The following is a 2,909-nucleotide window of genomic DNA, read 5'->3' as shown; positions in this document are numbered from 1 at the left end:
CGGGAGCGGCCTCGGTGGCCGGCTCGGAAGCGGGGGCCTCGGTCTCTGCCTTCGCCTCGGACGTCGCCGCCGCCTCGGCGGGCTCGGTCTCCACGACCTCGGTGGCAGCCGTGGCCGCGTTCTCTTCGGTCGCGGCCTCGGGGGTCGTGGTGTCGGGCGTGGTCATGGTGGTAGTGCTCCCCTGGTTGGCAGGTAGTCGGAAATGTCAGGCCATATTGTGGAGTATCCGATTGGTTCTGGATAGGGCACCGACATCAGGCCTTGGGACGACAGAGGCCGTCGCCCCGCAGGAGCGACAGCCTCTGTGCTGTGCGGTGCTGCCGGGCGCGCGTGCCACCCGGTGCGCGCTACCTCAGGTCAGGCGCCCGAGCCGGCCGGCAGCGAGAGTGCCGCGACGACACCGAGCGCGACGAAGATCAGGTACAGCACGGTGAAGATGATCGAGAGGGCCAGACCCCACTTCGCGAGCTTGCTGTCGATGCCCGTCTTGCCGGCCTTCGACACAGCGATCGCCGAGAGGATGATCCCGATCGGGGGCGCGACGAACGCGAGGACGAAGCCGACGATCGCGACGACGTTCGCCTGCGGGTCCTGCACGGTGCCCTCGACTGCGGGTGCGTTGGGAGTCTCGGTCATGGGGGACTTCCTTTCACGGCCGTACCTCCGGCCGCTCGGTTGCGGGCGCGGTGCGCCCGTACGGACCCGGGTCAGTGTGAAGCATCCGAGATGCACCAGGAAGACTTCATTGCGTTGTACGCCCGAATCGTTACTCTTGTCGATCGTGGGGCGTCGCCGACGCCTGGCGTGCGCCGTCCGCTGCCTCCAGGCAGTGCGGTTCACCTGGGCGCCGATAATTACTCCACCCGAGTTCACCAGATCGTGATACTGCTGTGTAAGGATCCGAAACGGCATGCGCCGCGCTCCAGCAGGCGGCGCACCGACCGAGGGGGAGACGCGTGAACCAGGCGAAGTCGCTCGTTCCACACGTACCCCGGACCGGCCTGCGCAGGTATCTCCGACGAGCCTGGACCGGCGCTGTCGCGACGGCGATCGCCGCGGGCGTGCTTGTCACGGCGGCGGCGAGCGTTCCCGGTACGCAGGTTGCCCGCGACGGCGACGACCTGCCGATCCGGCTCTACGGCCTGCTCCAGAGCGTCACGGTGGGCGAGACCGAGACCGCCCCGCAGGGCGTCACGCTCACTCAGATCGTCGCGGTGCTCGAGCGCGCGGAGCAGGAGGCTCAGGAGCAGGGGCCCGCCTTCAGCCCCACCGTGGCGCAGGCTGCCGCCGAGCTCGGCATGCTCTACACGACCTACCAGATGCAGCAGCTCGCGTTCGGCGAGAACAACGAAGGCCTTCGCGTCGAGGACGCTCCCGCGCGCGGCACCGGGCCGGACACGGACGGTCCGGGCTCCGGCTCCGACCAGGACGGGGACGCTGATGCGCGCGGCTCCGACCAGGAGAACGCGGACCAGGAGAACACCGATCAGGACGACTCGGGCCAGGACGACTCCGGCCAGGACGGGCCCGGCCAGGACGACTCCGGCCAGGACGAGACCAGGACGCCGTCCGACGACGACACCCCGCCCGCCGTCCAGGTGTCGAACGAGCGCACCTCGGTGATCGACCCGGCGGAGGGCGACCCGCACGCTGGTTATGTCACCTACGACGAGGTGGTCATCGCCGCCGTCCGGCTGGCGAACATGCTGGACCCGTCGGTGCCGAACGCGCTGGTGGAGGTCGAAGGGCTCGCCGGGCTCGGCGGGCGGGCCGGTGTCTCCCTGCGCGAGAGCCTGCTCGACGTCGTCTCCGCCTTCGGCGGCTCCACGCTGGGCTACGCGAACGGCCGCATCCCGACCGACGTGCTGTGCCCGCTGAGCTTCGCCCCCGGCCACATGCTGCGCTGCGACGCCGCGGAGCGCTTCACGGCGCTCAACGTGGAGTTCGAGGAGGAGTTCGGCTACCCGATCCCGATCACCGACTCCTACCGCTCCTACGAGCTGCAGGTCGCGGTGGCGAAGACAAAGCCGCACCTGGCGGCGGTCCCCGGCACGTCGAACCACGGCTGGGGCCTCGCGGTGGACCTCGGCAACCCGATCGCGGGCGGCGCCTCCGACGAGTACGTCTGGCTGCGGCTGCACGGGCCCGACTACGGCTGGGACAACCCGTCCTGGGCCCGCCTCGGCGGCGCCAAGCCCGAGCCGTGGCACTTCGAGTTCTTCGCGGCGGGCTCGATCCCGAACCGCGCGATCGATCCGTCCGACGTCGGCACCTGGACGCCGTCCGACTCGGCGACCCCGCGCTACAAGCCGTCGCCCGACCCGAAGCCGAGCGGCGGGAGCAGCGCCGGGAAGCCCGCGAAGCCGTCGGACGAGCCGGGGGCCAACCCGCCGTCGCAGAAGCCGCCGAAGCCGACGGAGCCCAAGCCGACGGACCCGACGACGAAGCCCACGCCGACGGACCCGACGACGAAGCCCACGCCCACGCCGACGCCGACCCCGACCCCGGACCCGAGCGACGATCCGGAGCCGAGCCCGACGCCGTCCGAGCCCTCGCCGTCGCCGACGCCGTCCGACCCGGCGGAAGAGCCTGACCCGGACCCGTCCACCGACCCCGACTGCGAGGTCGACCCGGCCGGGTCGAGCGAGACGACCGAGCAGAAGGCCGCCGAGGAGAACGCGACCGAGGAAGAGGCTGGCGACGGGACCGACACGGACTGCTGTGCGGACGCGGTCGATCCGGCCGACGGCACCGGCTCCGAGACCGATCCGACGACCTGCCCGGACGAGGACCCGGAGGGCACGGCCGACGCGACGTCGTCCAGCCTGCTCGGTGTCCTCTCGAAGTCGTCGACCGTGGTCCGGGCGAGCCGCCGGCCCCGCCGGCCGGAGCTGGGCTGACGGATGACG

At 71.5% G+C, this 2,909-nt stretch carries 2 protein-coding genes; one reads left to right on the top strand and one right to left on the bottom strand.

Annotated elements, in window-relative coordinates:
* Positions 1–357: 357 nt before the first annotated feature.
* Entirely contained in the window at positions 358–636 is a 279-nt protein-coding gene (locus tag PROKR_RS29050; protein WP_036971049.1) for a hypothetical protein, read from the bottom strand.
* A gap of 662 nt (positions 637–1,298) precedes the next feature.
* On the opposite strand from PROKR_RS29050, the gene PROKR_RS37730 reads away from it, so the two are divergent.
* Complete coding sequence (locus tag PROKR_RS37730; RefSeq protein WP_425414958.1) at positions 1,299–2,900, top strand: M15 family metallopeptidase; 1,602 nt, start codon at positions 1,299–1,301, stop codon at positions 2,898–2,900.
* Positions 2,901–2,909 lie beyond the last annotated feature (9 nt).

The sequence above is a fragment of the Promicromonospora kroppenstedtii DSM 19349 genome, assembly GCF_000515355.1.
Lineage (GTDB): Bacteria > Actinomycetota > Actinomycetes > Actinomycetales > Cellulomonadaceae > Promicromonospora > Promicromonospora kroppenstedtii.
This window is presented reverse-complemented; position numbering and strand designations above follow the sequence as displayed.

What these genes read in the sequence shown, in the direction of transcription:
- PROKR_RS37730 (WP_425414958.1), top strand. Translation starts at nt 1,299, where the DNA reads ATGCTCTACACGACCTACCAGATGCAGCAGCTCGCGTTCGGCGAGAAC.
- PROKR_RS29050 (WP_036971049.1), bottom strand. Translation starts at nt 636, where the DNA reads ATGACCGAGACTCCCAACGCACCCGCAGTCGAGGGCACCGTGCAGGAC.